Annotated in this window: 24 protein-coding genes; 6 read left to right on the plus strand and 18 right to left on the minus strand. The window is 65.8% G+C overall.

The features are described 5' to 3' along the window. The first annotated feature begins 309 nt into the window (after nucleotides 1–309). Nucleotides 310–1,758, plus strand: coding sequence for a sensor histidine kinase (locus tag VLK31_RS22925; RefSeq protein WP_409170756.1), 1,449 nt, complete (start codon nucleotides 310–312; stop codon nucleotides 1,756–1,758). A gap of 31 nt (nucleotides 1,759–1,789) precedes the next feature. Continuing rightward, the gene (locus tag VLK31_RS22930) at nucleotides 1,790–2,647 is read left to right on the plus strand and encodes an aldo/keto reductase (protein WP_409170757.1); all 858 of its coding nucleotides are present in this window, start codon (nucleotides 1,790–1,792) and stop codon (nucleotides 2,645–2,647) included. Nucleotides 2,648–2,654: 7 nt separating this feature from the next. On the opposite strand, the gene VLK31_RS22935 is transcribed toward VLK31_RS22930, so the two are convergent. From VLK31_RS22935 to VLK31_RS22975, 9 genes are all read right to left on the minus strand, one after another. After that, complete coding sequence (locus VLK31_RS22935; RefSeq protein WP_409170758.1) at nucleotides 2,655–4,151, minus strand: nucleobase:cation symporter-2 family protein; 1,497 nt, start codon at nucleotides 4,149–4,151, stop codon at nucleotides 2,655–2,657. A 200-nt stretch (nucleotides 4,152–4,351) separates the two neighbouring features. Next, on the minus strand, nucleotides 4,352–6,124 hold the full coding sequence (locus VLK31_RS22940; RefSeq protein WP_409170759.1) for an EAL domain-containing protein: 1,773 nt from the start codon (nucleotides 6,122–6,124) through the stop codon (nucleotides 4,352–4,354). 102 nt (nucleotides 6,125–6,226) lie between these two features. After that, a complete protein-coding gene (locus tag VLK31_RS22945) occupies nucleotides 6,227–7,003 on the minus strand; it encodes a GntR family transcriptional regulator (RefSeq protein WP_409170760.1) in 777 nt (258 codons plus the stop codon). A gap of 14 nt (nucleotides 7,004–7,017) precedes the next feature. Beyond that, on the minus strand, nucleotides 7,018–7,767 hold the full coding sequence (locus VLK31_RS22950) for an aspartate/glutamate racemase family protein (protein WP_409170761.1): 750 nt from the start codon (nucleotides 7,765–7,767) through the stop codon (nucleotides 7,018–7,020). Between the two features lie 27 nt (nucleotides 7,768–7,794). After that, on the minus strand, nucleotides 7,795–9,288 hold the full coding sequence (locus VLK31_RS22955) for an NCS1 family nucleobase:cation symporter-1 (RefSeq protein WP_409170762.1): 1,494 nt from the start codon (nucleotides 9,286–9,288) through the stop codon (nucleotides 7,795–7,797). 355 nt (nucleotides 9,289–9,643) lie between these two features. Continuing rightward, a complete protein-coding gene (locus VLK31_RS22960; protein ID WP_409170763.1) occupies nucleotides 9,644–10,897 on the minus strand; it encodes a hypothetical protein in 1,254 nt (417 codons plus the stop codon). Nucleotides 10,898–10,944: 47 nt separating this feature from the next. Beyond that, entirely contained in the window at nucleotides 10,945–11,694 is a 750-nt protein-coding gene (locus VLK31_RS22965; protein WP_409170764.1) for a hypothetical protein, read from the minus strand. 29 nt (nucleotides 11,695–11,723) lie between these two features. Then, nucleotides 11,724–12,293 (minus strand): hypothetical protein, encoded by a 570-nt coding sequence (locus tag VLK31_RS22970; RefSeq protein ID WP_409170765.1) that lies wholly within the window; start codon nucleotides 12,291–12,293, stop codon nucleotides 11,724–11,726. A 6-nt stretch (nucleotides 12,294–12,299) separates the two neighbouring features. After that, complete coding sequence (locus tag VLK31_RS22975) at nucleotides 12,300–12,575, minus strand: DnaJ domain-containing protein (protein WP_409170766.1); 276 nt, start codon at nucleotides 12,573–12,575, stop codon at nucleotides 12,300–12,302. 363 nt (nucleotides 12,576–12,938) lie between these two features. Between VLK31_RS22975 and VLK31_RS22980 the strand changes: the two genes are divergently transcribed. After that, nucleotides 12,939–13,913, plus strand: coding sequence for a ferritin-like domain-containing protein (locus VLK31_RS22980; RefSeq protein WP_409170767.1), 975 nt, complete (start codon nucleotides 12,939–12,941; stop codon nucleotides 13,911–13,913). A 100-nt stretch (nucleotides 13,914–14,013) separates the two neighbouring features. Here VLK31_RS22980 and VLK31_RS22985 read toward each other — a convergent pair whose 3' ends face one another. Next, a complete protein-coding gene (locus VLK31_RS22985; RefSeq protein ID WP_409170768.1) occupies nucleotides 14,014–14,274 on the minus strand; it encodes a hypothetical protein in 261 nt (86 codons plus the stop codon). 65 nt (nucleotides 14,275–14,339) lie between these two features. Between VLK31_RS22985 and VLK31_RS22990 the strand changes: the two genes are divergently transcribed. The 3 genes from VLK31_RS22990 (at nucleotide 14,340) to VLK31_RS23000 (ending at nucleotide 15,971) form a co-directional block, all read left to right on the plus strand. Next, nucleotides 14,340–14,558, plus strand: coding sequence for a hypothetical protein (locus VLK31_RS22990; RefSeq protein ID WP_409170769.1), 219 nt, complete (start codon nucleotides 14,340–14,342; stop codon nucleotides 14,556–14,558). A 257-nt stretch (nucleotides 14,559–14,815) separates the two neighbouring features. Then, nucleotides 14,816–15,052 (plus strand): DUF2934 domain-containing protein, encoded by a 237-nt coding sequence (locus VLK31_RS22995; protein WP_409170770.1) that lies wholly within the window; start codon nucleotides 14,816–14,818, stop codon nucleotides 15,050–15,052. A 46-nt stretch (nucleotides 15,053–15,098) separates the two neighbouring features. After that, on the plus strand, nucleotides 15,099–15,971 hold the full coding sequence (locus tag VLK31_RS23000) for an SDR family oxidoreductase (RefSeq protein WP_409170771.1): 873 nt from the start codon (nucleotides 15,099–15,101) through the stop codon (nucleotides 15,969–15,971). Nucleotides 15,972–15,990: 19 nt separating this feature from the next. Here VLK31_RS23000 and VLK31_RS23005 read toward each other — a convergent pair whose 3' ends face one another. The 8 genes from VLK31_RS23005 to VLK31_RS23040 all read right to left on the minus strand — a co-directional run bounded on the left by VLK31_RS23005 (nucleotide 15,991) and on the right by VLK31_RS23040 (nucleotide 23,769). Further along, on the minus strand, nucleotides 15,991–18,300 hold the full coding sequence (locus VLK31_RS23005; protein WP_409170772.1) for an FdhF/YdeP family oxidoreductase: 2,310 nt from the start codon (nucleotides 18,298–18,300) through the stop codon (nucleotides 15,991–15,993). Nucleotides 18,301–18,491: 191 nt separating this feature from the next. Continuing rightward, nucleotides 18,492–18,905, minus strand: coding sequence for a hypothetical protein (locus VLK31_RS23010; RefSeq protein ID WP_409170773.1), 414 nt, complete (start codon nucleotides 18,903–18,905; stop codon nucleotides 18,492–18,494). A gap of 21 nt (nucleotides 18,906–18,926) precedes the next feature. Then, on the minus strand, nucleotides 18,927–19,895 hold the full coding sequence (locus tag VLK31_RS23015; protein ID WP_409170774.1) for a DUF3829 domain-containing protein: 969 nt from the start codon (nucleotides 19,893–19,895) through the stop codon (nucleotides 18,927–18,929). 175 nt (nucleotides 19,896–20,070) lie between these two features. Then, nucleotides 20,071–20,598 (minus strand): hypothetical protein, encoded by a 528-nt coding sequence (locus VLK31_RS23020; RefSeq protein WP_409170775.1) that lies wholly within the window; start codon nucleotides 20,596–20,598, stop codon nucleotides 20,071–20,073. A 14-nt stretch (nucleotides 20,599–20,612) separates the two neighbouring features. Beyond that, nucleotides 20,613–21,140, minus strand: a complete 528-nt coding sequence (locus tag VLK31_RS23025; protein ID WP_409170776.1) for a carboxymuconolactone decarboxylase family protein — start codon at nucleotides 21,138–21,140, stop codon at nucleotides 20,613–20,615. Further along, a complete protein-coding gene (locus tag VLK31_RS23030; protein WP_409170777.1) occupies nucleotides 21,140–22,096 on the minus strand; it encodes a Bug family tripartite tricarboxylate transporter substrate binding protein in 957 nt (318 codons plus the stop codon). The genes VLK31_RS23025 and VLK31_RS23030 overlap by 1 nt, the downstream gene beginning before the upstream one ends. A gap of 36 nt (nucleotides 22,097–22,132) precedes the next feature. Next, on the minus strand, nucleotides 22,133–22,933 hold the full coding sequence (locus VLK31_RS23035) for an SDR family NAD(P)-dependent oxidoreductase (protein ID WP_409170778.1): 801 nt from the start codon (nucleotides 22,931–22,933) through the stop codon (nucleotides 22,133–22,135). Beyond that, entirely contained in the window at nucleotides 22,930–23,769 is an 840-nt protein-coding gene (locus VLK31_RS23040) for an amidohydrolase family protein (RefSeq protein ID WP_409170779.1), read from the minus strand. The genes VLK31_RS23035 and VLK31_RS23040 overlap by 4 nt, the downstream gene beginning before the upstream one ends. Between the last annotated feature and the right edge of the window lie 24 nt (nucleotides 23,770–23,793).

The raw sequence follows: 23,793 nt of genomic DNA on the forward strand, positions 1-23,793 counted from the left end.
TGCTGATGGGGTTGGCACCCAAACTGCCTTGACAAAATCAGAAGGCGGCGCAAGCCCGTTTCCCTTGGCTGCGACCGATATTCCTGTCATTAAACTGACTTTGACTTCGCAAAATTAGAAGGCTTGGAACACTTTCGTACCGCCGGCCGTGCATGCCCATGGCGCGCGCAGACCGGCTTCATGAAGATTTTCTGAATGCCGCAGCCCTGCGCGCGCAGATACTCCGTGCGCCAGCGACGCACGACCCGGCGTCAGCCAGCACCACCCGGTGCTGCCCGGTGCCACCCGGCTTCAGTGGCCCGCAGACCCATGAACCTCTTCACCGTTTTCGCAAAGGCGTTCGTCCCGCGTGCAAAACGCTGGCTCCAGCCTTCGCTTTTGCGGCGCCTGCTGCTCGCGCAGACGGTGGTGGTCGCGCTGCTGTGGAGCGCCACGGTGGCGCTGTTTCTGTACGACTCCAACAAGCTCTCGGAGCTGCTGCGCTACGACAAGGTCTTTGCTGGCGTCATCGCAGCAGCGCAGAACCTGGCGGGCGAGCCCGATCGGCAGCAGGAGACCCTAAAGGCCTTCGACATGGCATTGCTGGAGACCTCCGGCGACTTCGACTCCAGCGACGACAAGGCACCGGTCATGCAGGTGTGGCAGCACGGCCGGCTGGTCTACAACTCCGAGGCGGGCCTGCCGGCCATTCATACGTCGGTGCTGGGGCGGGTGGAGAAGGTTCGCATCGGCCAGCGCGTGTGGCAGGCGCGCACCATGGCCTCGCCGCTGCACGACACGCTGGTGATGCTGGCCGAGCCGCGTTTTCTGCACCTGAACTTCACCATTGACAACCGCAGCTACTACCTGCTGCCGCTGGGGATCAGCCTGCCGTTTCTGGTGTTTCCCGCATGGCTGTCGGTGCTGCTGGCGCTGCGGCCGTGGCGGCAGGTGACGCGCGAGACGGCCACGCGCGGCCCGGCCGACCTGACGCCGCTGTCCTTCGAGTCGCCGCACAAGGAACTGCAGCCGCTGGTGCGCGGCATCAACGGACTGCTGCGCAGCCTGCGCGAACGCAATGCGCGCGAGCGCGGGCTGATTGCCGACGCGGCGAACGAATTGCGCACGCCACTCGATGCCATGCGCCTGAACGTGCAAGCGCTGAAGGCGCAGACCGCCGACGCAGGCCAGCGCGAACTGATGGCCAACCTGCTGCGCAGCAACGACCGCGCGTCCCGGCTGGTGCGGCAGCTGCAGCAGCTGATGCGCAGCGACGAGATGCCGAACAACGCGAAGCCGGTGGCGCTGAACCTTGGCGAGCTGGTGCAGGGGCGCATTGCGCTGGTCGAGAGCTTGGCGCAGGCGCGCGGCATTGCGATCGACTTTGTCGCGGATGTCGCGGATGTCTCGGGTGTTGGTGAGGCCGGCATGCAGGTATTCGGCGAGCCCGAAAGCCTGATCTCGATGGTGAGCAACGTGGTGGAGAACGCCATCAAGTACAGCCCCGACGGCGGCACGGTCACCGTGCGGGTGACACAGGCGCTTGGCGAGGCCGTGCTGTGCGTGACCGACCAGGGCCCGGGCATTCCGCCGGCCTTGCATGCGCGCGTGTTCGACCGCTTCTTTCGCAACCCGGACCAGACGCAGTCGGGCAGCGGGCTGGGGCTGGCGATTGTCAAGGCGGTGCTGGACCAGCACGGCGGGCGCGTGGCGCTGGGCGAGGGTGTGCAAGGCCGCGGCCTGCGCGTGACGGTGTGGCTGCCGTTGTGGGCCGGCTGACACGGCACTGCATGGCCCGTACCATGGGCCGATGCGAACACTCTCACTCCCCACCGGCGGCGAGATGCCGGTCCTGGGCCTCGGCACCTGGCGCATGGGCGAAAACGCCGACCAGCGCACGGCCGAGGTCAAGGCCGTGCGCGACGCCATCGCGCTGGGCTACCGCCTCATCGACACCGCCGAGATGTACGGCGAAGGCGGCGCCGAGACAGTGGTGGGCCAGGCCATCGGCGAGGCGCTGCGCGCGGGCGACGTGCGGCGCGAAGCGCTTTTCGTCGTCAGCAAGGTCTACCCGCACAACGCCAGCCGGCGCGGCACGCGCGAGGCCTGCGAGCGCAGCCTGAAGCGCCTGGGGCTGGACGCCATCGATCTCTATCTGCTGCACTGGCGTGGGAACCATCCGCTGCACGAGACCGTCGCGGCCATGCACGCGCTGCTGGCCGACGGGCGCATCGCGCACTGGGGCGTGAGCAACTTCGACACCGACGACATGCAGGAACTGGCGCAGTGCGTGGGCGACGGCCCGGCCTGCGCGGCCAACCAGGTGTACCTGTCGCTCGGCGAGCGCGGCCCGGAGTTCAGCCTGCTGCCGTGGCAGCGCGAACGCGGCATGCCGTTGATGGCCTACAGCCCGATCGATCAGGGCGCGCTGGCGCACGACAAGGGGCTGGGCGAATTGGCCGCCAGGCTCGGCGTGACGGCCGCGCAACTGGCGCTGGCCGCGGTGATGGCGCGGCCCGGTGTGGTGGCGATTCCGAAGGCGGTGCGCAGCGCGCACCTGAAGCAGAACCTGGCCGCCGCCGAACTGCAGCTCGATGCGGCGACCCTTGCGGCGCTGGACCGCCTGCATCCACCGCCACGGCGCAAGACGCCGCTGGCGATGATCTAGAAAAAACTCAATGTGCCTCGGCCTGCTTGGCCGCGGCAATGACGGCCTGCTCGTCGTGCTTCGCGCCATTGAGGAACAGGTTCAACAGCACCGCCACGATCGACGCCAGCAAGATGCCGGACTCGATCAGCGAGTGAATCGCGTGCGGCATCCACTGCTTGAAGTTGGGCGCAATCAGCGGGATCATGCCCACGCCGATGGCCACCGCCACGATCATCGCGTTGTGCCGGTTGGTCTTGAAGTCCACGCCCGACAAAATGCGGATGCCCGTGGCGGCCACCATGCCGAACATCACCAGGCCCGCGCCGCCCAGCACCACGGTGGGCAATGACTCCACCAGCGCCGCCATCTTGGGCAACAGCCCCAGCACGATGAGAATCAGCCCGCCGGCCACGCACACGTAGCGGCTCTTGATGCCGGTAACGGCCACCAGCCCCACGTTCTGCGAGAAGCTGGTGTACGGAAAGGTGTTGAAGATGCCGCCAATGAGCGTGCCCAGGCCGTCGGTGCGCAGGCCGCGGGCCAGGTCTTTCTGGCTGATCTTGCGTTCGGTCATTTCGCCCAGCGCGAGGAACATGCCGGTCGACTCGATCATCACCACGATCATGATGAGCGTCATGGTGAGGATGAGGATGGGGTCGAACTGCGGCATGCCGAAGTGAAACGGCAGCACCACGTCGACCCATGCGGCCTTGCCCACCTTCTCGTAGGTCATGAGGCCGGTAACAGACGCCACCACGGCGCCGATGACGATGCCCAGCAGCACCGAGATGTTGGCGACGAAGCCCTTGGCGTACTTCACGATCAGCAGAATCGACACCAGCACCAGCGCGGCCACGCCAAAGCCCGAGAGGTCCGCGTACTTGGGGTTGGGCACGGTGGGCATGATGGCAAAGCCCTTGGGCACGGCCGGTATGGAGCTGCCGGGCGAGGTGACCTCGGCCAGCCACCTGGCGTACACCGGGTCGACCAGCGCGGGCGCGGTCGGGCCCACGGGGTTGCCGAAGATCCAGTTGATGCCCACGCGCATCAGGCTGATGCCGATGACAGTGATGATGGTGCCGGTGACCACCGGCGGAAAGAACCGCAGCATGCGGCTCACGAGCGGCGCGATCAGTATCGACACGACCCCCGCGCCAATGATGGCGCCGAAGAGCAACTGCGCACCGTTCTGCCCCGGGTTGGCGTTGGCAATGGCCACCATCGGCGCGACCGATGCAAAGGTCACGCCCATCATCACGGGCAGCTTGATGCCGAAGAACTGCGTGGCGCCCAGCGCCTGAATCAGCGTGGCAATGCCGCAGCAGAACAGGTCGGCGGAGATGAGCAGGGCGACCTCGTCGGGCGAGAGCTTGAGCGCGCGCCCCACGATGAGCGGCACCGCGACGGCACCCGCATACATCACCAGCACGTGCTGCAGGCCCAGGGCCGCGAGCTTGCCGGTGGGAAGGCGCTGGTCCACGGGGTGCACCGTGGAGAGCTGAGGGGAAGCGTCGACCGTCATCGTGTATCTCCAGTGAGAGAGAAGGCGTGGGCGGAGCGATTCGATGCAGCGCCCACACATCGTGTACGCGAAACTGTATACAGTTTATGGACACAATCGCTTCAGGAAAACCCGAGGAAGCGTGCACGCTGGTGCAGGGCGCACCGATGCAAGGATCAGGCCGGCAGTGCCCGTGTCTGCACCAACGCCTGCACCCGCGCCTAGGCCTGCGCCCGTGCCTCGCGCACCGTCAGCCCCGAAGGCGCCTGTTTTGCCTCGTGCTTGGCGATGGCGGCCTCGCTGGCCACGTCTTCGGCGTGCCTGAACATGCCCGGCGGTATGCGCACCGCGCCAATGGCCAGCGTGGTGAGCGGCGTGAACCGCATCACGCCCTGGCGGTCTTCGGCCTCGATGCCGCCGGACTCGCGGGCGGCATCGTCGTACAGGTCGCGCGCCTGGTGGTTGAACTCGGCAATCACGCGGGCGCAGCGCGCGTGCCAGTCGGGGCTTTGGAACAGCAGCAGAAAGTCGTCCCCGCCGATGTGGCCCACAAGGTCGCGGTGCGGGTCGGCATGCTGCACGGCCGTGCGCGCAAGCAGCAAGATCATTTCGTCGCCGCGCCAGTAGCCGTAGTGGTCGTTGAACACCTTGAAGTTGTTCAGGTCGGCGTAGCAGGCAACAAAGTCGGCGCCGCTGTCCAGCAGGCGCTCGATGTGAATGTTGATGGGAATGTTCCCCGGCAAAAAGGTCAGCGGGTTGGCATGCCGCGCGGCCTCGATGCGCGCCTCCGTCACCGCGCGCACCAGCTGGTGGCCGGTGCCCAGGCCCACATAGCGCTTCTGCTCGGTGACGATGAAGCCTTCGCTCAGGTAGCGTTGGTCTTTCGACATCAGGATGCCCAGCAGGCTCTCCACGTTGTCCTCGCGCTCCACGATGCGGGGCGACTCGCTGCCGTACGACAGGCAGGGCCGCCGGCCATGCACCTCGCGGAAGTACAGCCGCGCGTAGTCGTTCATGAACGCCTGGCGGTTGATCAGCGCCACGGGCCGCCCCTTGTCGACCACGGCCAGCGCATGCAGGTCGGGGTGCTGCTGAAAGATGGCCGAGACCTCGTCCACGGGCGTCTGCGGGCTGAGCGCCGGCGCCTGAATGACCGACAGGCTGCGCAGCACGTTCGGCTGCGAAGGCTGGGTGGCATACGGCATGACCGCGATGCGCGTGTCCCGAATGACCTTGGCCACGGGCGCGGGCAGGGTCGGCTGCAGCGTGGGCGCCGGCTGGCCGAGCAAAAAGCCCTGGCCGTGGGCAATGCCCAGGTCGCGCAGCACGCGCAGGTCTTTGGCGTCTTCCACGCCTTCGGCAATGAGCTCGGTGCCCAGGGCATGGCTGAAGCCGACGATGGCGCGCACCAGCTCCACGCTCTGCGGGCTGCCGGCAATGCCGCGTGTGAGCTGCTTGTCGAGCTTCACCATGTCGGGGCGAAGCTCGCGCCAGCGCCGCAGGTTGGAGTGCGCTTCGCCGAAGTCGTCCAGCGCCAGGCGCGCGCCCATGGCGTGCAGCGCCTGCACCGCGCGCGCCAGCCCCTCGGCGGGGCCGCTGGCCGCGTGCTCCGTGAGCTCGACCGTGACGTCGCGCGCCGAGATGTCGTTCTGCGCGAGCATGCGCGCGAGCCAGCAGGCCGAGCCCACGCCGCCCATGGCCGCGGTGAGCGCGTCGGGGCTCAGGTTGACGAAAAGCCGGCCCGGCGCGGTCAGGCGGCCCCATTCGGCGAAGACGGTCTGCGCGCAGTGCAGCTCGAACTCGGTCAGCCGCGACTCGCTGGCGGCCAGCGCAAACAGCGCCTCAGGTGTGTGCAGTGCCGTGTTGGCGGGCCCGCGAACCAGCGCCTCATGGCCGAAGACCGTGCCGTGCCGCAGGTCCACGATGGGCTGAAAGAAGGCCGTGATGGTGGGGTACGGAGCAGCCGCGTCGCTGGGCCGAGGTTGCCGGGGCATGCTGGAAGGTGGGTTCAACGGTGCCGCCTGCGCAGGATGCTGTGGAACCGGTTGGCTTCGAGCATGACGTGGGTGTGTGACAGTCGCGCCGGCCTGCGGCCTTCAGGCGAGCAGCGCCTTCACCAGGTCGAGCTGCCGGTCGGGCTGGCCGGCCTCCAGGTCCAGGCTGGCCTCGATGCGTACCAAATGCTCGGTCATGTGGGCCACGGCGCCTTGCACCTCGCCCTTGCGGCACAGGCGCAGAAACTCGGCATGCTCGTCCGACGAGCAATGCGGGTCGTTCGACGAGTGGTACAGCATGGCAATGAGCGAGCTGCGCGCCACCAGTTCGCGCACCAGTTCGGCCAGCGTGTGGTTGCCGGTGGCCTCGGCCAGCGCCACATGGAAGTCGCCCAGCAGCTTCTCGCGCACCGTGCCGGTGGTGGTGGTCTGGCGCAGCGCGGTGCGCTCGAACTTGATGTGCTGCTCCAGCAGCTGGTAGTCACGCGGGCGGGCGGCGGCAATGAACAGGCGCACCACCTCGCTCTCCAGAATGCGGCGCACCGCGAACACCTCGCGCGCTTCGGCCACCGTGGGCTGGCAGACGAAGGCGCCCTTGTCGGGAATCATCTCGATGAGCTTGTCCTTCGACAGCATCAGCAGCGCGGCGCGCACCTTGGTGCGGCTCACCGAATACACCCGGCCCAGCGCCTCTTCGCGCAGCCAGGTGCCGGGGGGCAGGCGCTTTTCGACGATGGCGGTGGCAATGTCGTTGGCAATGCTCTCGATGGAGCTGTTCTTGTCGGCGGGCGCCGCGCCGGCTGCGGCCGCCGCCTCCACGGGCGTGGGCGCGGCAAGGCTGGACGGAGTCTTGAGAGATTTGGAACTGGCGCGGGGCATGCGCGGATTGTGGCCTAGCCGGCCGGTGGGGCCGAGAGCGTGAACCCCTGCAGCGCACCCACCATGGTCTTGGGCAGCGGCCTGGCCAGCTCCCCGCGCTTGCTGGTGCGCAGTTTCAGGGTGACCAGCGACTCGATGAGCTTGGTGCCTGCGGCCACGCCGTCGATCACCGGCACGCCGAGCAGGCCTTCGATGTGCGCGCACAGGTCGGTCATGCCGGCGCAGCCGAGCACGATGCAGTCGGAGCCGTCCTGCTCCAGCGCAATGCGGCACTCCTGCACGATGCGCTCGCGGGCGTTGGAGCCGGGCTCTTCGAGCTCGAGCACCGGCAGCTCGCAGGCGCGCACGTTGGCGCAGAAGCGCTCCATGCCATACACCTCGGCCAGGTGCCAGGCCTGGCCCATGGTGCGGCCCAGCGTGGTGACCACGCTGAAGCGGCTGCCGACCATGCTGGCCAGGTGCATGGCCGCCTCGGCAATGCCCACCACCGGGCCGCGGGCCAGTTCGCGCGCGGCCTTCAGGCCGGGGTCGCCGAAGCAGGCGATCACGTAGCCGTCGATGCCCTCGCGCTCGCCCGCCGCAATCTCCTGCAGCAGGCCCGGCACGGCCAGTGCCTCGTCGTAGTGGCTCTCGATGGAGACCGGCCCCATGGCCGGGCTCACGGCAATGATCTCGGTGCCGGGGTGCGCCACCGCGCGGGCGCAGGCGCCGATCTTCTCGGTCATGCTCCACGTGGTGTTGGGGTTGATGATCTTGATGCGCACGGCGCGGTCCCTTTCGTTCTTTTCAGTTCAAGTCTTGCGGTTCTGGTTCACCAGCAGGTACAGCACAAAGCCCAGGCCCATGCCGATGAACCACGCGTAGTTGGCGGCGCCGCGCAGCGTCGGCACCATCACGCAAACAATGGGCACCAGCGCCGAGGGCACCAGCGCCATGATCGCCTTCGGGTTGTAGCCGCCGCTGTACCAGTACTCGCCCTTGGTGCTCATGGTGTAGAGCGCGTCCACGTCGATGCGCTGCTTGCGCACGTAGTAGTAGTCGGCAATCAAGATGCCGAACAGCGGGCCGATGAACGAGCCCAGCACGTCCAGCGTGTAGTGAATGACCTCGGGGCTGTTGTAGAGGTTCCAGGGCGTGAGAAACACAGAGCCCACCGCGGCAATCATGCCGCCCGTGCGCCAGCTGATGTGCTGCGGCGCCACGTTGGAAAAGTCGAAGGCCGGCGAGACGAAGTTGGCCACGATGTTGATGCCCACGGTGGCGATCATGAAAGTCAGCGCGCCCAGCACCACCGCGGTGGTGCTGTCGATCTTGCCCACGGTGTGCACCGGATCGGTGATGAGCTCTCCAAACACGGGCAGCGTGGCCGCCGTGGTGACGACCGTCAGCAGCGAGAAGAACACGAAGTTGATCGGCAGGCCCCAGAAGTTGCCCTTCTTCACAGCCTCGAAGCTCTTGCCGTAGCGCGAGAAGTCGCCGAAGTTGAGCATCGGCCCGCTGAAGTAGCTCACCACCAGCGCAATGGCCGAGAGCATCACTGGCAGCGCGTCCCAGCCCTGGAACTTGATGCCGCCCAGGTTCAGGTCGATCTTGCTCCAGCCGGCCTTCCACACCAGCCAGCCGCACAGCACGGCCATCACCACGTACACGGCCGGGCCGGCCCAGTCGATGAACTTGCGAATGGCTTCCATGCCGTGCCAGAACACGAAGGCCTGCAGCACCCACATGACCATGAACGCGACCCAGCCGAGCGTGGACAGGCCCACGAAGCCGTGCTGCGCCACGTCGGCATACGGCGCGAGGCTGGGCGCCATGTGCAGCGCCAGCACCATGAATGCGGCCGACGCCAGATAGGTCTGCACGCCGTACCAGGCCACCGCGATCAGCCCGCGAATGATGGCCGGAATGTTGGCGCCCAGCACCCCGAAGGACGCGCGGCACACCACCGGGTAGGGCACGCCCGTCACCTGGCTGGGCTTGGCCACCAGGTTGCAGAAGAACTGCACGATCACGATGCCCACCAGCAGCGACACCAGCACCTGCCAGCTCGACAGCCCCAGCGCGAACAGGCTGCCGGCGGTGATGTAGCCGCCCACGCTGTGCACGTCGGACATCCAGAACGCGAAGATGTTGTATTGGCCCCAGGTCTGTTTTTTCAGCGGCGCGAGGTCCTCGTTGGTCAGGCGCGGGTGGTAGCCGGGCTTGATGAGGGCGTTTGAGTTCGCGTGCGGCGCAATGCCGGCTTCGCTTGCCCCCGCGGGGGCCTGGCTGACGACTGTGCTCATGGTCTTTCCTCGTGCGAGTGGGTAGGTGTGCGGGACCCGTTTTTTGACGCAAATTTCGCGCCGTCTTTCGAGTGCGTTATTTGTATACAAAAACTGCACGCAATCAAGACCATTCGGGGAATCATATATCCGTAGATTCCCTGATGCGTTTTGGCGTTGTCGAGATGGCAGAGCGATCGGTATGCCTGGGCAGCGACAGGCTCACCGTCCGCTGCCGGCGCAGGCCTGGTAGCAGATCAGGTGCTGGGAATGCCGTGACTTACGGCTCCAGGCCCTGCGCACACTTGTCGTGCTCGGCACGTGCCGCGGCTCGGCGCCACGCCGGTTACCGTCCACCGGCGACTTCGCTTTTGGCCTACCCGACGATGTTGCACTCTCGGTGCAGCAGCGCCAGCGCATCCTCGGTGGCTTGAACCCGGTCGCTGCGCAGAACGGGCTCGGCCTCTTCGACGAAGTCGTTCCACAGTTGCAGGTAGTCGCCCTGCAGCTGAACGGGGGCGTGCTGCAGCACAAACTGCCGGGGCAGATCGGTATCGAGGCCCGATGTCCGGATCTTCTTGACCAGGCTGGCGGCGGTCTTTTTGGTGAGCAGCGTGGTGTGTTTGCCGTGCGTGCCGATGCGCAGGAACAGTGTCAACAGCGAACTGTCGTCGGTGTGGCCCTCTGTGGCCTTCTCCCACAAGACGCTGTTGCTGCGCTCGAGATGGTCCAGGTCGGCCATGGTGTCTTCGAACCAGAAATAGCGGCCCAAAAAGGCCGGCGTCTGGTCGAAGAGTTTGTACACGTGGAGCGTGGCATCCAGGATCCTTGGCATGTCCTGCATGACAGAGGCCTGCACCGACTGCACCACCTCTCGGTAGGAGGCCGGCAGATCTCTGGGCAAGCTCATGGGTACCGGCGTCGCCTGGCCATCGGCTCGTGGCGCATATTTCTTGCGCAGACCCAGCACCATCTTCTCGAATGCGGCCCAGTCCGGCATGGCGCTGCGTCGGCATGCGCGCACCAGCAGCGCCGTGCGGATCACCGCTTCTGCATCTCTGCCGGCATCGTCCAGGTCATCGGCATCCAGACCCAGCTGGGCTGCCATCCAGACGGCAGCTTCCACCAGGGTGGTCGCGTGGCTGCGGGCGGTACGCTCGGCTTGGTATTCGTGCAGGCTGCGCAGCGACCACTTGGCGAGCAACGGAATGTGCTTGTTCTCGAAGACCCCCTGCGCCTGCATGCCGAAATGGCTGCTCTGGGGCATGGCGATCAGCGCCTTGAGCATGTCCGAACCGCCCTTGGAGCGCGACAGCAGACTGTGGTCCCGCAGCGACTGGGCGGCCTGGTCCAGGTCGCCGCCAGTCGAATGCTCCAGGTACAGGCTCACCAGGTTGATCAGCCTGTCCCTGGCGCGCTCCAGGTCGGGACGCAGGTATTCGGTGCCGAAGTAACGCGCGATCTGCACCATGCCCTTGGGCGCTTCCTGGCAAATGGCGGCCAGCTTCTCGGGCCCGATGATGCCGTGGCGCACGCCATGCTGCAGGGCCTTCTCAAAAAAGGGCCGCCCGTCGAACAGCGCGACGGCCTGGGGGGTGACGTCCGGGGTGGTGTGGTGGGGGGTGGGCATCGAGGGCATCGCGGGCATCGTGCAATCAGGCGCTGTGGCTGGCGCCGTCAGATCGCCGACTCTTCCTCGTCGTCGCGTGCCGCCGGTGTGCTGCTGCCCCGATCGGTGTCGCTGGTTTCCACGCGCGTGTCTTCGTCTTCAACGGCCTCTTCGTCGTCCCCCACGCCGCGGTCATGGGCGCGTGCCTGGGCACGCAGCACCAGCAAGGTCTCGGTGAAGAGGTCGGGGCACTCGTGGCGCATGCGCCAGGCCAGCTCCATCCAGTCCTGGTCGGCCACCTCGTCCAGCGGGACTTTGGGGGTGGCGTAAGCCGACGCCAGCAGCTCGGTCTCGGAGAGCATCTCGCCGTCTTCTTCCGCGGTGTCGAAGGTCCCGCTGCGGGCGAAGGATTCGATGCGCGCCCATTTCTCGGCGAAGTAGTTGGCCATGGCTTCGCTGCCGCCCTCCAGATCGCCCACGGCGGTCAGGAACGCCACCGGGTCCGCGTCCTCCCTGAAGACGATGGCGTTCACCATGCCGCGCAGGTGCGTGTGGGTCAGGTCCTTGTAGCGCTTCTCGATCACGATGGCGTGCGCGAACTGTGCCGGGGTGACCAGCAGGCTCACGACCGACTCCCGGGACGGGTCGTACTCGCGCATCACCGCGAGGATGTCCTTGGGCTCCAGCTGGTCGAGCACCACCATCAGCGCGCTGTCGCCCTCGGTGTCCGCCAGTTCGGTGAGCGCGGACTCGGCGCCGGCAATGTCGCCTGCGGCAATCAGGCTGCGGGTCTTGGTGATCAGGGCGAGGTGGTTCATTGCTGTGGGTGTCTTGCGTGGCGGTCTGCTCAGTCTTTGCGGTCGAAGCCCTGTTCGGACATCCAGTCGGCGCGCGCGTCCTCGCGGGTCTGGCCATCGGCGTCGTCCAGGTCGTCGGCCGACAGGGGCTGGCTGTCGTCCGTGTCGTCGTCGGCGTTGGTCGCGTCTTTTTCGCTGTCGTCTTCGTCGCTTGCATGGGCGGGCGCGTGCCGGGGGCTGCCCACCATGTACTCCAGCGCGGCAGCCACGCTCAGAAAGTGGTCGCCGGCGGCCTGCTGGCGCAGCAGCTGCACGGTCGGCCTGGCCCATGGGGCGATGTCGATGGTCTTGCGCAGGCTCTCCCACGCCGCCAGGTCCTCGGGCTCGCAAGCGAGCAACTGGTCCATGGCCGGGGCTGACGTGAAGTGGAAAGCCTTGTGCAGCACGACTGCCACCATTTCGGGCGCGACCTCCAGCATGTGAACCAGAAACGCGATCTCGCCGCGCCGCTCGGCCAGCCGCCGATCCAGCACGAAATGCCCCTCGGAGTCGTGGCGCATGTCGTCGAGTTCAGCCAGGTACGCGGTGTTCAGGTTGTGGAAAAAGGGGGATACGTGCATCGATACCTAGATGAGCCGTTGGAAATAGTCTGCCCAGATAACGCGCGCGGTTTGCAGTGGGTCGTCCAGCAGGTTGCGCTTGCGGTTGTTGTCATAAGTCTCCCGCTTGCCTCTGTCGCCGAGGATGTCGTAGGCCTCCTGAACAGCACGGAAACGGGTGGCAGCGTCCGGCGCAGGGTTGCGGTCAGGATGGTGCCGGGCGGCTTGCTGGCGGTAGGCCGTCTTGATGTCCGCCTGACTCGCGCTGCTGCTGACGCCCAAGGCGAGATAGTGGTCTTGCACGCGGTGCCTTTGCGAGTTGCGGGTGTCACGGCGAGCCGCAGAAGGCGTTGATTGTAGGCAAGGCGTGCGAGCTCGTGCCTCGTTAGGCCCTGTTCTGGGGTTGATCGAACCTGCAGCGACCGCGCAGCGTTGTCGCGAAGCCCTTCAGCGCCGGTCGGCCGGGCATCAAGGGAAAGTCGATTCACGGGCTGACGATCCGCCGGTCTGCTGCTCGTGCGCCAAGTCCGACGGCGCGTACCGGAGCGGCCTACACGCGCGCAATCGAAGCGCTGACGCACCGGGCGAACAGCGCCCACCAGAGTCTGGGTTCCGATTCATCTTGAAGAACGTTCACGCGTTCGACGGCATTCACAGGAGACGACGATGGCAAACAACACGCTGACCGAACAAGGCTCACCCAACCGCGACCCCCTCACTGGAACCCCCGGCGCCCACCCCGTGGGCACGGGCGTGGGCGCAACCGGTGGCGCTATCGCGGGGGCTGCGGCTGGCTCGGTCGTCGGCCCGGTAGGCACGGTCGTGGGGCTGGTCGCTGGCGCTGTCGTCGGTGGCCTGGGTGGCAAGGCCGTTGCCGAGGGCGTCAACCCCACGCTGGAAGAAGCCTACTGGCGAGAGAACTACACGAAGGAGGCCTATTACGACGCCGGCCGAACCTATGACGACTACGGCCCGGCCTACGAGCTGGGCTGGTCGGGCCGCGTGGCGCGCGGTTCGGACTTCGAAGGGGCCGAGCAACAACTGGCGTCCGAATGGGCGAGCCGACGCGCAAGCTCCGGCCTCGAGTGGGAGCAGGCGCGCCCGGCCACGCTGGCCGCATGGAACCGTGCCGACGAAACCTACTACGCCAAGCAGGCCAATGGCAGCGACATCGTGAGCCACGAAGACTTGTCGAACGAGGATGTGGTCAGCGTGCTGAACGACCTGCTCGAGAACGCCCGCGACGGCGAATATGGCTTTCGCACATGTGCCGAGCAGGTCGAGACTGCCAACGCCAAGCAGTTGTTCTTCAGCCGTGCCGAAGGCTGCCGCCAAGCCGGCGAAGAGCTCATGCAGCTTGTTCGCAAGTACGGCGGCGAGCCCGCCTCAGGCGGCACGGCCGCGGGCGCCATGCACCGAGGCTGGCTCCAGTTGAAGGGCAGCGTGGGCGCAGACAGCGAGCTCTCCATTCTTGAGTCTTGCGAGCGGGGCGAGGACACGGGCATCGCGCGCTACCGCAAGGCGCTGAAGCAGAGCCTGCCGGTCGACGTGCGCACCGTGGTGCAACGGCAAGCTGATGGCGCGCAGAAAAACCACGACCAGATTCGCGACTTGCGGAATGCTGCAAGGGCGCGAGACTGAAGAAGATCTGATGCGGTTTTGAAGCCTTTGCTGCAGGGGAGGCTGCCGGTGGATCGGCAGCCTCTTCTCGCATCTCGCACACCCTACCTGCAAACAGCGGTCAGGCGTCCTTGAGGCGGTGCTTCTCCAATAGCTCTTCAAGCACCTCTTCGAGCGTCGACCATGAGGGGAACAGCATCGCGCCCTCGGATGAACTCCAACGCCCGCCGGCGGCCGCTATCTGGTTGGCGAGGTCACCCACAGCCCCCAGCACGGCGGGCTGTGACCAGCCCATCGACGGCACCGTTTCGCGAACCTCGCAGCCCAGCCGGGCGGCCAGTGCCTGAGAACGAAGGCCTTGTCGACCAGCAGGCGAGAGCATGTTTTTTCTCCATATTCGCCCAAGCGCCACTTTGTCAGTTCATTCGCAACGCGCGTTTCCCATTCGTGGACGAAATGATCAGCGCGAATTTTCAGACGTGCCAGCGCAGCTTCGCTGTTGGGCTGCTGGGCAATGACAAACACGCACCGCGTGTCCGCGCCTTGTCGCAATTCTGCTTTCCCGAAGCAGGCGCCTTCACTGCTCTGTTTCAGTTCAACCCAACACGTCCAACCGGGGGGCAAATCGAGTTCTGGAAGGTCGTTGAACATACGCAAGCAGCATAGGCTTTCCATCGGTGCGTAGACGGTTTCTATTTCTCGACAAGGTCTTTTGACGAGTGCTCAGGAACCCACGGGGCGAAGTCATCGAAGGACCCTTCGCGAGATTCGCGGCGTTTGTCCGACTCCAACATGAGAAAGAAACCCGCGAGAAAAACGCGGCCAAGCCGGAACGCTGAAGGTGGTCGATGACGTTGCAAGCGCCTAACCCGGCACACGCAATGCTTCGACCCAACCCCCAGGTACCAACCAAGGAGCATGAAATGAAGAGCACCCTTCCCAGCGGTTCCGGCGGTGAAACCCTTCCCACCACCAGCGACGTGCCCTCCGACCCTCCCCGGCCTGACGTGCCGGCAGGCGAACCGGTTTCTCGCGACGAAGCGATTCGGCGCGCGGCATATGCCGCGTATGAACGTCGTGGCGGCCAGTCGGGCGACGAGACACAGGACTGGCTCGAAGCCGAGGCCGAGGTGGACCGCCAGCACCAGGGCAACGAATGATGGTCAGAGCCCTTCGTACATACCCCATTCCGGAGGCCAGAAACCCATGACCCATCCCATGCAAGCCGGCCCGCAGCCGCCATTCGATACGCCGAAGCAGGTTCCCCCGGGTCTGGAGTCAGAAATGAACCCGCGGCCCGACTTCGGCGAGACCTCCTATGTCGGCTCCGGCAAGCTCAGGAACAAGGCCGCACTGATCACAGGCGGGGACAGCGGAATCGGCCGTGCCGTGGCATTGGCGTTTGCCCGCGAAGGGGCCGATGTGCTCATCTCGTATTTGCCGCAGGAGGAGTCAGACGCGCAGTTCACCGCACGGCTCATCGAAGCCGAAGGGCGCATCTGTGTTCCGGTACCAGGCGACATTTGCAGCGAAGCGCATTGCATCAGCCTGGTGCAAACGGCGATGGAGCGCTTTGGCAAGCTGGACATTCTGGTGAACAACGCCGCCTTTCAGATGTCGCACAAGGACCTGAGCGAGATCACGGAGCAAGAGTTCGACAAGACGTTTCGAACCAACGTCTACGCCAACTTCTTTCTCTGCAAGGCCGCCTCTGCGCACATGAAGCCGGGCAGCGCCATCATCAGCACCGCGTCGGTCAATGCAGACAAGCCCAACGCGACGCTGGTGGCTTACGCCGCCACCAAAGGGGCCATCCAGAACATGTCGGGCGGCATGGCGCAACTGCTCGCCGAGAAGGGAATCCGTGTCAACTGCGTGGCACCTGGCCCGTTCTGGACGCCCTTGATCCCATCGACGCTGCCGCCGGACAAGGTGAAAGACTTCGGCACGCAGACGCCCATGAAACGCCCGGGTCAGCCGGCGGAGTTGCAGGCGGTGTATGTGCTGCTGGCCTCCGACCAGGCGAGCTACATCTCCGGCGCGACGGTGCCGGTCACGGGCGGGGTGCCGTTCATTTGATCCGCGATGCGGCTCGGGCTCATTGCGGCGGCAAGCCGCTGGCCCGCAGCCGCACGGGAATCGACTTGGAGGCCGGCACCTTGCTTTGCTCGGCGTGGTGCGCCAGTGGCACCAGCGGATTGCATTCGGGGTAGTAGCCGCCAACGCAGCCGCGCGGAATGTCGTAGGGCGTCACGCGCAGGCCGTGTACCTCGCGCACGTGCCCGTCGTTCACCGCCGTGCCAGCAGTAACTAGGTCGCCTTCCTTGAAGCCGAGCCTGGCGATGTCCTCGGTATTCATCAACAGCACCGTGCGCGTGCCGTAAACGCCGCGAAACCTGTCGTCCATGCCGTAGATGGTGGTGTTGAACTGGTCGTCGCTGCGCAGCGTCATGAGGCGCAGAACGTCGGGGCCTGCGACGGGCGTGTCGGGGTCGGCCACCATGCTGTCGAAGGCCATGAAGTTGGCCTTGCCCGTCTTTGTCTTCCACACGCGGTGGCGCGCCGGCACCGGCCTTTGGAACCCGCCCGGTGTGCGAAAGCGTGCGTTGAAGTCGCCGAATATGTCGGGCCAGGTCGCCTCGATGGCATCGCGCACCAGGGCATAGTCGCCCACCCATGCATCCCAAGGCACCAGCGCGTTTGGCGGCAGCGTCGCCTTGGCGATGCCGGCGACGATGGCAGCCTCTGACAGCAATGTGGCCGCCGCCGGTTCGGCCATGCCCTTGGAGGCATGCATGAACCCGGTCGAGTCTTCGACCGCCACGGTCTGCTCGCCCGTGGCCTGGCGGTCGATCTCGATGCGGCCGAGGCACGGCAGCACATACGACACCTCGCCATGCACGAGGTGGCTTCGGTTCAGCTTGGTCGCGATCTGCACAGTCAACCGCAGACGGCGCCAGGCCGCTTCCACCAAGCCCGTTTCAGGCACCGCGCGAACAAAGTTGCCACCCAGCCCGATGAACGCGCGCACCGAGCCGTCCAGCAGCCCTTCGCACACCTCCACCGTGTTGAGGCCTTTCTTGCGCGGCGGCTCGAAGCCGTAGAGCGAAGCCAGCTTGTCCAGCGGCACCAGCTCGGGCTTTTCGCTGATGCCGACGGTGCGTTGGCCCTGCACGTTCGAATGCCCGCGCACCGGGCAGATGCCGCCACCCAGCCGGCCGATATGGCCGCCGAGCAACAGCAGGTTGCTGACCATCTGAACGTTCTGCACGCCCTTGCGGTGCTGCGTCAGGCCCATACCGTAGATGCCGATGAGTGCCTTCGCGCGCGCGAACACTTGTGCGGCCGCCTCGATTTCTTGCTGCGCAAGACCTGATTCGCCTTCGATGTCGGCCCATGAAGCCGCCCGAACCGAATCGGCGAAGGCGTCGAAGCCGTGCGTGTGCTGCGCAATGAAGTCGGCCGCCAGCACGCGCGTGCCGCCGCTGCGCTGTGCCTCGTCGTCCATCGCGACCAGCGCCTTGCACAGGCCGGTGATCGCGGCCAGGTCACCGCCGATCTTCAGCTGCAGGTACTGCGTGCTGATGGTGGTCTGCGCGGGCGTGAGCATCTCCAGCGGCGACTGGGGGTTGACGAAAACCTCCAGCCCCCGTTCCCTGAGCGGGTTGAAGCTCACGATCGGCACGCCGCGTTTGCGTGCGTCCTGCAGCTGGTGCAGCATGCGCGGGCTGCTCACGGCGGTGTTCTGGCCGAAGATGAAGATCGCATCGGTGTGCTCGAAGTCGTCGAGCGTCACCGTTCCCACGGGCACGCCAATGGTCTGTGGCAGCGCGACCGAGGTGCTTTCATGGCACATGTTGGAGCTGTCGGGCAGGTTGTTGTTGCCGTACAGCCGCGCCATCAGCTGGTACATGTAGCTCGTCTCCAATGAGGCGCGACCCGATGCATAGAACACCACCGATTCGCGGTTGTCGGTGCGCAGCTGGCGCAGCTCGGCGCCGATGCCTTCGAACGCCTCGTTCCAGCTGACCTCTTCGTAGTGGTCGGTCTCGCGGTTCCATCGCAGGGGCACTGTGAGGCGGCCGCCCGCTTCCAGGTCGTGATCGGTCCACTGCGCAAGCTCCGTGACGGTGTGCTGTGCGAAGAATGCCGCGGGCAATCTTTTGCTTGTCAGCTCCCATGCGGTGGCCTTGGCACCGGCTTCGCAGAACTCCGCCGTGTGGGGGTGGGCGGACTTGGCCCATGCGCAACTCACGCAAGCGAAGCCATCGGGTTTGTTCTGCGCCAGCAGCGCGCGGGTGCCGTTGATGGCGATGTGCTCGCGCAGCAGGCTGGTGGTGACGGCTTTGATGGAACCCCAACCACCGGCAGCATGTGTATAGGGTCGGAATTTGGCAGGGTGCGTCATGGGTGTCTTTGCATGCCCGCGAAGGCCGAGCAATGAAAGGCACAAACATCGGCTGGCGCGACGAGCACGTGTGTAGGACATACGCTGCTCGCCGTGCGAGCTTGGCCGTCTGATTGCGCGGACCGAGCTCACGATGCCATCGGCGCCCGTCGGCGCCCATCGGCCCCTATCGACAATGAGGCGGCCCAGCCTCAGCCGATCGCGTTCACGCCCTGGTCGCGCAGACGCTGCTTCAGCGACTCCCAGCGTCCGGCTTCCCAGTCGGCAAAGCACTGTGCGAGCAGAAGGTGCGAATGCACTTCTGCCGTGACCACTGTTTTCCGTGAGCGCCACCAACCCGTCTTTTCGGTCTGCATGAAATGCACCGCGTCATAGGGTGCCTCGTCCATCGGCACATGGCTGACGTAGAACTCGGCCTTGGCGGCCGGGGCCAGGAACACGATGGCGGGCAAAGGCCCTTCCTGCGTTTCGGACCATGTCGTCATGACACCCTTCCAGTCGACCGACCTGATCAGCGCGATGGCCGCTTCGGCACCGTCGACGTGGCCCTTGTCGGCGATGTCGGTAGAAGGAAAACCCGATTGGATGGTTGTGTAGAGCAGCATGGCGTTGTGGGCGTGCGTAGCTCAACCGCTGCAGCTGTTCGCTGCGTCGACCGCCTTGTTGCGCATGTCGAACCACTGATTGGCGGCATCCGCAACCGCCTTGCCAGAACCGCCGTTCATGGCGCCCACCAAAGTGCGCGTGCCACCGATCAGGCTGTCGATCTTCTCCTTGTACATCGCGCACACAGGGTCCCATGCGGGGGGTGCGTTCGGGTCCTTGCGCAGCGTGCCCAGTTCGGTGTTGGCCGCGCTCACGGCCTGCAGCGCGGCGTCGATGGCAGGCACGTTCTGTTTGTCTTCGAGCGCGAGCCTCACGGCAGCCGCAAGCTTGCGCGTTTCCAGCGACACCTTCAGCTTGTGAAAGCCGACGGTGCCGGGCTTGAGCGCGGCCAGTTCGGCCTCGTCCCGCTTGAGCGTCTGCGCTGACAGCGCGTTGCCGAAGGCCACCGCCGCCTTGTCGGCCGCATCGAGTGCAGCGACCAGCGGTGCATTCATCTGGCGCGCCTTGATGCCCTTGTCGCTCAGGTATTCCTTGGTGCTCGTGTAAGTGCCGGCCTCCTTGATCAACGGGTTGACCGCCTCCAACGCGGCCTTCAGCGCCTTGCCCGGTTCGTCCAGCGCAGGCAAGGGCTGCGTCATGGCCATCGCCTTGTCCAACGCGCGCAAGGCGTCGTCGACGTCGCCAGCGTCAAACCTGTAGCTGTCGAGCGGGGCGCCCGGCTTGGCCACCTTCGGGTTGGCGCGCTGATAGTCCCGCAGGATCTTGCCGAAGCTGTGCCATTGCAGCAGCTTGTTGTAGGCCACGACGTAGGCGTTGAGCTTTTCGGCTTGCTGCTTCTCGGGAACGACCAGGCCGGCCGGCGCCGAGGCTGCCGAGGCTGCCGATGTGGCCGTGGGGGCTTCCGGCTTGCAACCGGCAAGCGCGAAGAGCAACGGCAGCGCCAGAAAGGAAACGAAGCGGGCAGCGTTGCTTCGGCAAGGAATCGTCATGCGGGGTCCTCCTGAATATTGGAGTCGGCGACTCTATACGGCAGCAACCGCCTGCGTCTTCAGGTGACTGTGCTAAGGGCTGTTGGCACTGCCCAGGCCGGCACGACGGATTCAGGCGCACAAGATCGCCTCCGACCGAGTCGTCCTGGCCACACACGAGTGACCCACCCGCTGTTCAGCGCTTGAAGAACATCGTCCTTCGCGTGTTGCGAAACGCAGGTCGAACCCGCGAGCTCCATGCCGTTGCGCGCACCGCCAGCCAGGCCGGGCTGCCGAGTGTGTCCACGCTTTCAAGGTCGTAGCAGGCGTAGTAACGAGGAGAGCCAGAAGCAACGACATAGCGCGCGGCCCGCACTGTGCCTTTGACGGCAGCCAGCCCGGGCAGATGTTCCTGTGCGTACCAGGCGTTGAGGTCTTCTTCGAACGCCGCAAGCACGTCTGTTTCCACGACGTAGTGGAACGAGGCGACCAGCCCATGCGAAGCGCCCGCTATCTCCTGCGTGCAGACAAGGCGATGCCATCCGGGGCCGCTGCCCGGCAATGGGCCTGCCGGTGACACGTCGCCCGGCGTGTAAAGATAGCTTGCGCTGCCGTCAACGGCCTGACAGTGCCGCACGTCCGCAGTGCGCTTGCGCAGTTCAGCCATGAGCGGTTCATCGGGGGCGGCAGCTGTGTCCTGCTTGAACAGCCAAAGGTCTTGCATGGATCGCTCCGGCTTCAGTGCGAAACGTTCAGCGCCACGAGCAGCCGTGACACCATGTTGTAGGCCGCCACGGTGGCCACAAGCTCCACGACGCCCTTGGCGTCGAAGTGCTGCTGCACCTGTGTCATGAGCTCCTGCGGAACCACGATCTGGCGGGTCATTGCATCCGTGAGCGCCAGCACCAGACGTTCCACCGGTGTGAATATTTCCGGCAGTGCCTCGCTGCGAACGGCCGCGATCTTCTCGCTGCTCACGCCGGCCTTTTCCGCATGGGGCACATGCGCATCGAACTCGAAGCTGGCGCCATTGAGCACGGCAACGCGAAGAATGATCAGCTCGCGCAAGCCCGCCGGCACGCCGGTCTGGCTGCGCACGGCAGTGAGCAGGCGCTCCCAGCCCGAAGCGATCGGGCCGCTGTTGAGCAGCACCTGGTAGAGCAGCGAAACACGGCCGCGCTCGGCCATGATGCGCGACTCGACCTCGGCCAGTTCGGGCACCGTGCCGGGCTGCACCAAGGGAACGCGAATGAGGGAGGGGGTCATCAATCGATCCTGATGTTTTTGTCGTGAATCAGTTGGGCCCACTTCTGGGTGTCTCGCTTCAGCAGTGCGGCCAGTTCCTGAGGCGTCGATGGCGCGGGCTCGGTGCCGGCCTTGAGCAGCTTCTCGCGCACCTGCGGATCGGCCAGAGTGTTGCGCACGGCCTTGTTGAGCGCTTCAACCACTGCCACCGGCGTTTTCGCGGGCGCGAACATGGCGTACCAGTTGTTCGTGTCCACGCCCTTGATGCCTTGCTCCTCCAGGGTCTTGACGTCGGGCAACGACGGCAGCCGCTTGGCCGAAGCGACGCCAAGCGCCTTCAGACGCCCGCCCTGCACGTAGGTGAGCAACCCGGGCACATCGCCGAAAAAGCCGTTCACCTGGCCACCCATCAGATCGGTGATGGCGAGGGCGCCGCCCTTGTAGGGCACGTGCAACAGCTTGGCGCCGGTGGCGTCCTTCAACTGCTCGATGGCCAGGTGCGGAATGCTTCCGATGCCGGACGACGCAATGGCGGTGGGGTTGGCGCGGCTCTTGGTTGCGGCCACGAACTCGGCGGCATCCTTCGACGGCTCGTTCTGGTTGGCGACCAGCAGCTCCACGTTGTTGACGACCACGGCAACCGGCGCGAAATCGCGTTGCATGTCGTAGGGCAGGGTCTTGTACAGCGCGGGGTTGATGGCGGCGGCGCCCACGCTGGTCAGCCATACCGTGCTGCCGTCGGGCGGGGCACGCATGACGCTGACGGCGCCAATCGCGCCGTTCGCACCCGGCTTGTTTTCGACGATGACGGTGCGCCCCAGCTCCTTGCCCAGCCGCTCCGCCATGATCCGCGCGACCAGTTCGACCGGGCCTCCCGGTGCGAAGGTGACGACGATGCGCGTGACTTGCGGTTGGGCCACCGCGTTGGTTGCGAGGGACAGGCCGAGCGCGCCGGCAAGAAGAAATTGCTTGATCATGGTTTTGTCTCCGTCAGTTCAGTTGTTGGAATGATTTCAATCGCAACGCGCGGTCATGCCGCCGTCCACCACCAGCTCCGTGCCGGTGATGAAGCGGGCCTCGTCGCTGGCCAGGAACAGCACGGCGCTCGCGGTGTCGCGCCCGTCGCCCATGAAGCCGAGGGGAATGCGCTTTTGGCGTTGGGCGAGCAGCGCTTCGACGTCGCCGCCCGCGCGCTGCCTGGCCAGCCGCGTCTCGACCATCGGTGTGTGCAACTGTCCCGGCACCACGCTGTTGACGCGCACGCCCTGCGCGGCGTGTTGAACGGCAATGACGCGCGACATTTGAATGACGCCCGCCTTGGTCGCCGCATAGGCCACCTGCGCGCTGCCGGTCCAGCGCATGCCCGAGGTCGAGGAGATGTTGACGATCGAGCCTGCCCCCTTCGCCAACAGCGTGGGCAGCACATGCTTGCAGGTCAGGAACACGCTCTTGAGGTTGATGTCGATCTGCGAGTCCCATGCGTCTTCTGCAAGTTCCACCGGACCCCCAGCGGCGGAGCCACCGACGTTGTTGACCAGGATATCGATCGTGCCGCACGCCTCCAGGCAAGCAGCCACCATCGCTGCGACGCTGTCGCTGCGGGTCACGTCGCACACCCACGGTGTGATCGAGGCGCTTGCCGCGCCCGCGAGCGCCAGGGTTTCATCCAGTCGTGCACGGTCGCGGTCGACCGCCAGCACCTTGGCGCCTTCTTCGGCCAGCCGTACCGCAATAGCACGGCCGTTTCCCCATCCGGCGCCGACACAGCCGGCACCGGTCACGATGGCCACCTTGTTCGCAAATCTCAGGCTCATGGGGTGTCTCCAAATTGATAAAGTCGTTCAGGGTTGTGCACGAGCAGGGCTTCGCGCGCGGCCTGGCTCGGTGCGATCTCGGCGACGAGATCGAGCAGTTGCTGCTCGTCGGGCATGGGACCGGCGTGGTTGGGGTGGGGCCAGTCGTTGCCCCACAGCACGCGGTCGGCGAACTCCGAAACCAATGTCCTGGCGAAGGCCTGTGCGTCTGCATAGGGCGGGCCGAGCCGCGTGATGCGGTCCATGCCGCTGACCTTCACCCAGAAGCGCTGGTCGGCCATCAGCTTGAGCAGCGCCTTGAAATCCGGCTGGTCCAGGCCCAGGGCCGCGTCGATGCGGCCGATGTGGTCGATCACCACCGGTGTCGGGCAGCGCCGCAGCGCCGGGGCCAGGTCGGTCAGCAGGGAAGGGTCGCCGTGGATCTGCAGGTGCCAGCCCAGGGGCGCGAAGCGCGCTGCCAGTGCAAGCACGTCTTCGATCGGCGCATGCCGTCCCAGGTGTCCCATGAAGTTGAAGCGAACACCCCGAAAACCCGCCGCGTGGAGGCGTTGAAGCTCGGCATCCGGGACATCCGTTGGTAGCAGGGCAATGCCACGGTAGGCGCCGGGGCGAGACGCCAAGGCGTCTTCCGTCGCGCTGTTGTCGAAGCCGTGGCAGCTCGACTGAACCACCACGCAGCGCGTCAGGTCCAGGCTGTCGTTCAGCGCGTACAGGGCTTCCTTGGGGGCATCTTCCTTCGGAACGAAGGTGGCCCCGGCTGCATAGGGGAAACGCGAGCGAGGGCCGAAGACATGGCAATGTGCATTGCATGCCGCGGAGGGGAGATTCAATGTCATGCAGCGAGTGTTGCAACCCGCGAA

It is taken from the genome of Variovorax sp. H27-G14, assembly GCF_046156345.1.
GTDB lineage: Bacteria > Pseudomonadota > Gammaproteobacteria > Burkholderiales > Burkholderiaceae_C > Variovorax.

Excerpts from the sequence above, each read along its gene's own strand:
- VLK31_RS22925 (WP_409170756.1), top strand. The coding sequence starts at position 310 with ATGAACCTCTTCACCGTTTTCGCAAAGGCGTTCGTCCCGCGTGCAAAA.
- VLK31_RS22930 (WP_409170757.1), top strand. The coding sequence starts at position 1,790 with ATGCGAACACTCTCACTCCCCACCGGCGGCGAGATGCCGGTCCTGGGC.
- VLK31_RS22935 (WP_409170758.1), bottom strand. The coding sequence starts at position 4,151 with ATGACGGTCGACGCTTCCCCTCAGCTCTCCACGGTGCACCCCGTGGAC.
- VLK31_RS22940 (WP_409170759.1), bottom strand. The coding sequence starts at position 6,124 with ATGCCCCGGCAACCTCGGCCCAGCGACGCGGCTGCTCCGTACCCCACC.
- VLK31_RS22945 (WP_409170760.1), bottom strand. The coding sequence starts at position 7,003 with ATGCCCCGCGCCAGTTCCAAATCTCTCAAGACTCCGTCCAGCCTTGCC.
- VLK31_RS22955 (WP_409170762.1), bottom strand. The coding sequence starts at position 9,288 with ATGAGCACAGTCGTCAGCCAGGCCCCCGCGGGGGCAAGCGAAGCCGGC.
- VLK31_RS22960 (WP_409170763.1), bottom strand. The coding sequence starts at position 10,897 with ATGCCCACCCCCCACCACACCACCCCGGACGTCACCCCCCAGGCCGTC.
- VLK31_RS22965 (WP_409170764.1), bottom strand. The coding sequence starts at position 11,694 with ATGAACCACCTCGCCCTGATCACCAAGACCCGCAGCCTGATTGCCGCA.
- VLK31_RS22970 (WP_409170765.1), bottom strand. The coding sequence starts at position 12,293 with ATGCACGTATCCCCCTTTTTCCACAACCTGAACACCGCGTACCTGGCT.
- VLK31_RS22980 (WP_409170767.1), top strand. The coding sequence starts at position 12,939 with ATGGCAAACAACACGCTGACCGAACAAGGCTCACCCAACCGCGACCCC.
- VLK31_RS22985 (WP_409170768.1), bottom strand. The coding sequence starts at position 14,274 with ATGCTCTCGCCTGCTGGTCGACAAGGCCTTCGTTCTCAGGCACTGGCC.
- VLK31_RS22995 (WP_409170770.1), top strand. The coding sequence starts at position 14,816 with ATGAAGAGCACCCTTCCCAGCGGTTCCGGCGGTGAAACCCTTCCCACC.
- VLK31_RS23000 (WP_409170771.1), top strand. The coding sequence starts at position 15,099 with ATGACCCATCCCATGCAAGCCGGCCCGCAGCCGCCATTCGATACGCCG.
- VLK31_RS23005 (WP_409170772.1), bottom strand. The coding sequence starts at position 18,300 with ATGACGCACCCTGCCAAATTCCGACCCTATACACATGCTGCCGGTGGT.
- VLK31_RS23010 (WP_409170773.1), bottom strand. The coding sequence starts at position 18,905 with ATGCTGCTCTACACAACCATCCAATCGGGTTTTCCTTCTACCGACATC.
- VLK31_RS23015 (WP_409170774.1), bottom strand. The coding sequence starts at position 19,895 with ATGACGATTCCTTGCCGAAGCAACGCTGCCCGCTTCGTTTCCTTTCTG.
- VLK31_RS23020 (WP_409170775.1), bottom strand. The coding sequence starts at position 20,598 with ATGCAAGACCTTTGGCTGTTCAAGCAGGACACAGCTGCCGCCCCCGAT.
- VLK31_RS23025 (WP_409170776.1), bottom strand. The coding sequence starts at position 21,140 with ATGACCCCCTCCCTCATTCGCGTTCCCTTGGTGCAGCCCGGCACGGTG.
- VLK31_RS23030 (WP_409170777.1), bottom strand. The coding sequence starts at position 22,096 with ATGATCAAGCAATTTCTTCTTGCCGGCGCGCTCGGCCTGTCCCTCGCA.
- VLK31_RS23035 (WP_409170778.1), bottom strand. The coding sequence starts at position 22,933 with ATGAGCCTGAGATTTGCGAACAAGGTGGCCATCGTGACCGGTGCCGGC.
- VLK31_RS23040 (WP_409170779.1), bottom strand. The coding sequence starts at position 23,769 with ATGACATTGAATCTCCCCTCCGCGGCATGCAATGCACATTGCCATGTC.